Origin of the sequence: Actinoplanes sp. NPDC023936 (assembly GCF_040639325.1) — a bacterium.
Taxonomy (GTDB): Bacteria; Actinomycetota; Actinomycetes; order Mycobacteriales; family Micromonosporaceae; genus Actinoplanes.
Window position 1 is genome coordinate 37469 of sequence record NZ_JBEZZR010000055.1, and the last position, 7950, is coordinate 45418.

General features: G+C 71.1%; 6 protein-coding genes. 3 read left to right on the plus strand and 3 right to left on the minus strand.

The genetic code is table 11. From position 1 onward, the window contains the following. Positions 1-5 precede the first annotated feature (5 nt). Both AB0F72_RS39220 and AB0F72_RS39225 read right to left on the minus strand, forming a co-directional pair. Positions 6-2123 (minus strand): ATP-binding protein, encoded by a 2118-nt coding sequence (locus tag AB0F72_RS39220; RefSeq protein ID WP_360443284.1) that lies wholly within the window; start codon positions 2121-2123, stop codon positions 6-8. A gap of 120 nt (positions 2124-2243) precedes the next feature. Further along, the gene (locus AB0F72_RS39225) at positions 2244-3029 is read right to left on the minus strand and encodes a PRC and DUF2382 domain-containing protein (protein ID WP_360443286.1); all 786 of its coding nucleotides are present in this window, start codon (positions 3027-3029) and stop codon (positions 2244-2246) included. A gap of 239 nt (positions 3030-3268) precedes the next feature. Here AB0F72_RS39225 and AB0F72_RS39230 point away from each other — a divergent pair, with 239 nt between their 5' ends. Together AB0F72_RS39230 and AB0F72_RS39235 are read left to right on the plus strand one after the other, a co-directional pair. Further along, the gene (locus AB0F72_RS39230; RefSeq protein WP_360443288.1) at positions 3269-3664 is read left to right on the plus strand and encodes a hypothetical protein; all 396 of its coding nucleotides are present in this window, start codon (positions 3269-3271) and stop codon (positions 3662-3664) included. A 21-nt stretch (positions 3665-3685) separates the two neighbouring features. Beyond that, positions 3686-5272 carry a methyl-accepting chemotaxis protein gene (locus AB0F72_RS39235; RefSeq protein WP_360443291.1) on the plus strand — a complete coding sequence of 529 codons (1587 nt, stop codon included), beginning with the start codon at positions 3686-3688 and terminating at the stop codon, positions 5270-5272. Between the two features lie 84 nt (positions 5273-5356). On the opposite strand, the gene AB0F72_RS39240 is transcribed toward AB0F72_RS39235, so the two are convergent. Beyond that, positions 5357-5662 (minus strand): hypothetical protein, encoded by a 306-nt coding sequence (locus tag AB0F72_RS39240; protein WP_360443294.1) that lies wholly within the window; start codon positions 5660-5662, stop codon positions 5357-5359. A gap of 89 nt (positions 5663-5751) precedes the next feature. On the opposite strand from AB0F72_RS39240, the gene AB0F72_RS39245 reads away from it, so the two are divergent. After that, positions 5752-7332 carry an FMN-binding glutamate synthase family protein gene (locus tag AB0F72_RS39245; RefSeq protein WP_360443297.1) on the plus strand — a complete coding sequence of 527 codons (1581 nt, stop codon included), beginning with the start codon at positions 5752-5754 and terminating at the stop codon, positions 7330-7332. Positions 7333-7950: the final 618 nt, after the last annotated feature.

The window sequence follows — 7950 nt, forward strand, 5'->3', positions numbered from 1 at the left end:
GTCGGTCAGCCGCGTGCCGGCATCGCGCTGGACGCCGGTGCCGTGCTGGACGCCGGTGCCGTGCTGGACGCCGGCGCCGCGCTGGGCGCCGGCGCGGCGGCGGGCAGGGTGACGGTGAAGCAGGAGCCGCCGCCGGGATTGTCGGTGGCCGTGATCGTGCCGCCGTGGCGCTCCACGATCCGGCGGCAGATCGCCAGACCGAGGCCGGTGCCGGGGAAACTGCCGCCGGTGTGCGCCCGGTGGAAGTCGCCGAAGATGGCGGTGTGCTGACCCGGCGGGATGCCGATGCCGTTGTCGGCGATCCGGATCGACACCATGTCCCCGACCCGGTCGGCGCTGATCACCAGCGTCGGGGTGACGCCGGGCGCCGTGTACTTGATCGCGTTGCCGATCAGGTTGTCCAGCAGCTGGCGCAGCAGCACCGGGTCGGCGGAGACCGGTGGCACCGGACCGATGGTGATCTTCGGTTCCGGCTGGCCGGCCGCGACGGCGGCATCGGCACGGGCGCCGGCGACGTCGGCGAGGATCGCGGCGGTGTCGACGACGACCGGTTCCGCGGTGGCCTGCCGGGCCGTGGTGTATGCGAGCAACCCGTCGATCAGCCCGCGCATCCGCGCCGACGTGCGGCTCAGCCGGTCCAGGTCGGTGAGCGCCTGATCCAGGTTCGGGTGCGGGGGAGCGCCGGCCACCGAGTCGTGCACGGCCTCGGTCCAGCCCTGCACCCCGGAGAGGGGGTTGAGCAGGTCGTGCGCCACCACCCCGGCGAAGCTGGTCAGCTCGTCGCGCTGCCGGTGCTCGGCGGTCACGTCGTGGAACAGCACGACCGCGCTGTGCGTGCCGCCGGGCCGGGGCAGCGAGGTGGCGGTGACCTTGATGAACCGGCCGTCCGGCACCCCGGCGTTGCGGACCAGCATCTCCATGCCGCGGACGTGCTCGCCCGCCAGGGCCCGGATGTGGGCGAGGCCGTCGTCCGGGAACGGGGTGCCGTCGACCTGGTACAGGCCGTACCACGCGGCGTCGGCCATCCGGTCGTCCGGGCTGGTCACACCGCCGAGCAGGTGGCTGACCGCCGGGTTGCTCAGCGAGATCCGGCCGTCGGGTTCGATCACCGCGAGGCCGTCGGCCATCGAGTCGATGATCGCCCGCAGCAGCTCCTTCTCGTGGGCGAGCTGGGTGAGCAGCTGGCGGCGCTCGTCACGGCCCAGCGCCAGGGCGAGACCGACGACGCCGACCAGGGCGACGAACAGCTGCACCATGACGGCGCGGACCGTGGGGTCGGCGACCTGCGCGAACGGCCCGGAACCGCCGCGGGTGAACGCGACAGCGATGCCGGCGGCCACCGAGTTGTGCACCAGGACGAACGGCGAGGACAGCCGGGTGGCGACCAGGACCGTCCAGCCGAGCATCGCGAACGACAGCGGCAGCCGGTCCTCGTAGGCGAACCCGGCCAGGTAGGCCGCGGTGGTGCAGACCACGATGGCGAGGTACTCCGCGATCCGCCAGCGAGACGTGCCGGCCAGCCGGCTCCGGGCCTGCTGCCACAGGCCGAGCCGGGAGCCCCGCCGGCTGCGGGCCGCGGCGAGCGTGCCGGCCGCGAACACCCCGGCCGACCCGATGATCAGAATGCTGGTGGTGTTGCGGGCCAGGTTCATGACGGTCGCCGCGAACGGGTAGTCCCCCCGGTGCAGCCACTCACCGACGGAACCGACGGCGCACGCGCAGACGGCCGCCCCGAACGCGGCGGCGAGAAGTCCCCAGAGGTCACGCGGCGCGCGCAGCGGCTCGGCGCCGGCGCCGCCCCACAGGTTCGGCCGCAACCGCGCCAGCAGCCGCCGGAACATCGTGGCCTGGACGAGTCCGGCCGCCCCGTACAGGGCTGCCTCCCACGGCGCGGCGCCGGTGAGCAGCGTCAGCGAGACGAGGGTCAACGGCAACAGGACACGATCGGCCCATGGGGTACGGGTGTGGCGTTGCGCGCAGAACCAGAGCGCTCCGACACCGGCCGACGGCCACACCAGCGAGACACCGGACTGGTCCAGGGCCGCACGGCGCCCGGTGTACACGGCGAGGCCGTACACGAGGGCGAACAGCACGGTCCGGGCCAGCGAGAGCCGGTAACTCATGCCAGCGATGCCTCCAGAACGCAGCCGACCTTCTCTTATCGGCGCGATTCGGTGCTCGCTGAGCGCGGCGCGGCTGAGGGTGTCCGGCGCCCCCAGCGGGGGCGCCGGACGGTCTGCTGGTCAGCCGATGGTGCGGTCCTGTTCGCCGGGAAGGTCCGCCTCGATGCGTTCCTTACGGACGTGCCGGCCGACCTCCTGCTGCTCGGTGACGGTCTCCTTGCCGAGCCGCACCTGCTCGACCGGCACGGTCTCGGTGCCGACGACCGGGCGTTCGGCGTGCAGGGTCACCTCGTGTTCCGATTCGGTCAGGTCCGGACCGGAGTACGCCGCGTCGCGGTTGCGGTCGGTGACCGGCTCCCGCTCCAGGCGTACCTCTTCGCGGCTGACCGGGACGGACACCTGTTCCGGCTCGGTCACCACGTACTTACGGAGCCGGGCCCGGCCGACCCGCTCCTGCTCGGTGCCGACGTTCAGCCGCTCCTCGGAGCGGGTCATCGCGCCGTCCCCGGCGTCCCCGCCGCGCCCGGCGGCTTCCCAGTCGTGGTCCGCGTACTCCCGGCCGCCGTCGGCGGACCCGCGATAATTGTCCTCCCATCGGAAGCCGTAGTGCTCGTAGAGCCGCCGCACCTCGTCGCGGTCCAGCGGTTCGTCGTGGTCGGCGTCCACGTTCGGGGCGTCCTTGACCGTCGCCTTGTCGAACGGGACCACCACGCTGTCGCCCCGGAGTTCCGCGTTCTGCAGAGGGAACAGCGACTCGTTGAGGCCGAACAGCCCGGTCCGGGCGCTGGCCCACACCGGACGGCCGGCGCCGTCGGTCCACACCGCACCGACGGTGCCGATCCGATCGCCGTCGTTGTCGTACACGTCGAGGCCGTAGAGCGAGTGAACCTTGTCCTGTGCGATCACAGGAGTTCTCCCTTCACTGGGGGGTCAACGGCTGTGACTCATTGCTACCCGCTGCGATCCGTAACTAATTCACTACTTAGGGTGGTTTGACCGGGATAAGCGGGGAGCCCTTCCCGCCGTACCCCCCAATGGGGTCTTTTTTGATCGGGAAGTGTGCCGGTGGGAACCAGCGCTACCGTGATCGCGACTGAGGGTTGGTCATCCGGCTTTCAACGACGTCGAGCGAACGAGGAACAACGGTGTCCCTTCCTGATCTGGCCGCCTACGCCCCGCACCGCACCGTCACCGACGCGGACTTCGAGGGGACCGCGGTGCCCGGGCTGCGGGCCGACTTCTACCGGCGCGCCGAGGGCGACCGGACCGCCTCGGTCGGGCGCTACTCCTACGGCGGCCGTGAGGTGCTGATGGCCTGGGGCTACGTGGACGAGGAGCACTGCCGCCGGCACGCCGTGCACCACCCGTCCCGCGGGTGGCAGCCGGTCACCGAGGGATGCCCGGACGTGCGCGTGGTCCGCTCCGGCGAGCAGGTCGTGGGCCTGGAGGTGCGCACACCGGAAGGAAGCTGGGTGCGGGCCGGAGCTACGTTCCGGCCCGGACCTGCCGATCAGAGTGGTGACGTCTCGATGCCGGTCTGAACAGTCACTCAGGGGGTCGCGATGCGGTGGTTCAACGACTTGTCGGTCCGGACGAAGATCTACGCGGCGGTGGCGATCGCCGGTATCGCGGCGGCCGCGATCGGAGCGGTCGGACTGCAGAAGACGTCGCAGATGGCCGACGCGGCGGAGTACCTGTACCGCGACAACCTGATGCCGGTGGCGCAGCTCGGCGCCGTGCAGAAGGACGTGCAGCGATCCTGGGCGGCGGTGCTGGACATGGTCGTCAGTCAGCGGGACGCCGGGATGGACGCCGACGCGCAGACCGTCACCGAGGCGGACGCGCGGGTCGACGAGGTGTTCGCCGCCTACACCTCCACCGACATGACCGGCCGGGAAACGGCCGTGCAGGAGTTCCGCACCGCCTGGGCGGAGGTCCAGCAGGTCCGTGACGAGCAACTGGTGCCGCTCGCGCGGGCCAAGGACCTGGCCGGGTTCGAGAAGGTCCGCGACGACGCCGGCAGCCCGGCGCTGACCGCCGTGACCGGCGCGCTCGACGAGCTGGTGTCGATCGAGACGACGGTCGCCGAGGAGAAGCGCGCCGAGACCGCGGCGGCGTACCGGTCGGCACGCACGCTCATGATCGTCATGCTGGTGACCGGACTCGCCCTCGCCCTGGCCATGGCGTTCCTGGTGACCCGCGGCATCATGCGTACCCTCGCGTCGGTGGGCCGGGTCACCCGGGCGCTGGCCGCCGGTGATCTCACCGTGCGCGCGGAGGTGGACGGCCGCGACGAACTGGGCCGGATGGCCGCCGAGCTGGACGCCGGCACCACCGCGGTGGCGGCCAGCGTGGACCGGATGGCACAGGTCGCGATCACGCTGTCCGCGGCGGCCGAGGAGCTGTCCACGGTCAGCACGCAGCTGGAGAACGGCGCCGCGGAGGCGTCCAGCAGGGCCGGGGCGGCGTCACAGGCCAGCGAGGAGGTCAACGCCGGGGTGCAGAGCGTCGCCGCCGGATCGGAGCAGATGAGCGCGTCGATCACCGAGATCGCCTCCAGCGCCGGACAGGCCGCGCACGTCGCCTCGCAGGGCATGACGATGGCCCAGCAGACCACCGACCGGGTCGCCGAGCTCGGCCAGGCGAGCGCGGAGATTGGCGACGTGGTCCGGCTGATCACCAGCATCGCCGAGCAGACCAACCTGCTCGCGCTGAACGCGACGATCGAGGCGGCCCGCGCCGGCGAGATGGGCAAGGGCTTCGCCGTGGTGGCCGGTGAGGTCAAGGAGCTGGCGCAGCAGACCGCGAAGGCGACCGAGGACATCACCGCCCGGATCGGCGCGATCCAGGCGTCCAGCGGCGCCGCGGCGTCGGCGATCTCCCAGATCACCGGCGTGATCGGCCAGATCAGCGACTACACGACCACGATCGCCTCGGCCGTGGAGGAGCAGACCGCGACCACCGCCGAGATGAGCCGGTCGGTGGTCGACGCCGCGACCAACAGCGGCAACGTGGCCCGGACCGTCTCCGGGGTCGCCGAGATCGCCTCGGCCACGGCGGACAGCGCCCGGGCCACCCAGCAGGCCGCCGCCGACCTGACGATGATGGCGAACGACCTGACCCAGCTGGTGAACGCGTTCCGGCACTGACTGGTTCTGGCACTGACCGGGTTCTGGCACTGACCGGGTTCCGGCGCCGACCAGGTTCCGGCACCGACCCGTGCGCGGCGCCCGTCAGTGGGGCTCGGGCGGCGGGTGGGAGGCGACCCGGTGCTCCGCCGCGTCCAGGATCTCCTCCACCGAGGTCTTCTCGTGCGGCGCCAGCCGTTCCGCGGTGGCCAGGAAGAAGCCCGCGGCGATGCCCAGCATCCGCTTGACGCGGTGGTGGTAGTAGTCGGCGTCCTCCTCCGGGATGCCGCGCGGGCGGTAACTCGTGCCGTACACCGCATCCCACAGGTCGTTGTTGCCCGAGAGGATCGACTTGATCATGCTGGCGAACTCGTGGGCGTCGGCGGCGTTGTCCCAGTGCGGTGCTGTCACACCGTTGATCGTTCCAGGAGGGGCGGCCGTTGCGGCGGGCTTCGCACACTTCGGTTTCAGCAGGTGGCCGGGCGGCAACTGAGGGGGACATGAGTCGGGGAGTGCGGGCGGCCGCTGCCGCCGCGGTGTCAGCGGTCGCGGCGGTCGCCGTGCGGGATCTTCTGCAGCGCGACCACGCGCTGCTCCGGAACTTCCCGGTGATCGGGCACGGCCGTTATCTGATCGAGGCGATCGGGCCGGAGCTGCGGCAGTACGTGGTGGCCGGCAACAACGAGGAGCGGCCGTTCACCCGCGACCAGCGGCGCTGGGTCTACGCGTCGGCGAAGAAGGAGAACAACTACTTCGGGTTCGGCACGGACAACGACATCGAGTACACGGCCGGTTATCCGATCATCAAGCACCGGACGTTCGGGCGGGCGGTGCCGCGGTCCAACCCGCATGCCGGGTTCGAGGCGTACGTGCCGTGCGCGAAGGTCCTCGGGAAGCGGCGCGCCAAGGCGTTCCGGCCGGACTCGGTCGTGAACATCTCCGGGATGAGCTTCGGCTCGCTGTCCGGCGCCGCGATCGAGGCGCTGAACCGGGGCGCGGCGCTGGCCGGCTGCCTGCACAACACCGGTGAGGGCGCGCTGTCGCCGTACCACCGTAACGGTGGTGAGCTGGTCTTCCAGATCGGCACGTCGTATTTCGGGTGCCGGGACGCCGAGGGCCGCTTCGACCTGCGGCGGCTCAAGGACCTGGTCCAGGCGAACCCGGTCCGGGCACTGGAGATCAAGCTGAGCCAGGGCGCCAAGCCGAGCCTCGGCGGGCTGCTGCCGGCGGCCAAGGTGTCCGCGGAGATCGCCGAGACCCGCGGCATCCCGGAGGGTGTCGACTGCGTCAGCCCGTCGCGGCACGCGGAGTTCTCCGACACCGACAGCCTGCTCGACTGGGTGGAACTGCTCGCCGCCGAGACCGGGCTGCCGGTCGGCATCAAGTCGGCCGTCGGCGACCTGGACTTCTGGGACGAGCTGACCACCCTGATGGCGACCACCGGCCGGGGCGTCGACTTCGTGACGATCGACGGTGGCGAGGGCGGCACCGGCGCGGCTCCGCTGATCTTCACCGACACCGTGTCGCTGCCGTTCCAGGTCGGCTTCGCCCGGGTGTACCGGATGTTCGCCGAACGCGGCCTGACCGACGACGTGGTGTTCATCGGGGCCGGCAAGCTGGGCCTGCCGGACAACGCGATCGTCGCGTTCGCGCTCGGCTGCGACATGGTGAACGTGGGCCGGGAGGCGATGCTCGCGATCGGCTGCATCCAGGCGCAGAAGTGTCACACCGACACCTGCCCGACCGGGGTGGCCACCCAGAACCGGTGGCTGACCAGGGGACTTGACCCGGCGCTGAAGTCGGTGCGGGCCGCGAACTACATCAAGACGCTGCGGCGGGACCTGGTCAAGGTCGCCGAGGCGTGCGGGGTGGAGCATCCGGGACTGATCGACAGCACGTCGGTGGAGATCCTCGACGGGCGTACCGCGTCGACCGGCCTGGACGAGGTGTACGGCTACCGGCCCGGCTGGGGCCTGCCGTCGAAGGCCGACCGGGAGGCGATCATCGAGCTGATGACGGCGACCGAGCCGCAGGGCGGCAGCGCCCCGCCGTCAGCGGACGCGGTGCGCGCCCGGGCGTAGGGCCGCCGACACTGCGTGTTGTCGCGTCCGGGAGCACTGACCCTGCTGGCAGATTGAGAAAACTCCGCTACCAGCAAATATTCGGCTTACACGGCTGTCGCGAGGTGGCATTCCGAGCCCTGCGTCGCCTGGGCCGCGTGTCGCCTGGGCCGCGCCGGCCCCGCGCTGGCGTCCTGCGGCTGTCATTTCGCACCAGCCACCTCCCGCCTCGCCGATCTTGGAATTCACCGCCCCGGCCGTAGCCCACACATGTGATCAAGCCCGGGTAACCGCTCTGGCCTACGGCTGGCGCCACCCGGCCGTAGCCCAGGCATGTGATCAAGCCCGGGTAACCGCTCTGGCCTACGGCTGGTGTCGCCCGGCCGTAGTCCAGGCATGTGATCAAGCTCGGGTAGCCGTTCTGGCCTACGGCTGGTGTCGCCCGGCCGTAGTCCAGGCATGTGATCAAGCTCGGGTAGCCGTTCTGGACTACGGCTGGTGTCGCCCCAATGCCACTTAGCTTAAGTTGATCTTGCTGGGTTGAGTGTCGGTCGTGGGTGGCTGCCGATGGTTCTGGTGTGATGGCCGCCGTGTCGGGTGTGGATGTCACAGCGGATCAGGTATCGGTCGGGGTCCTTG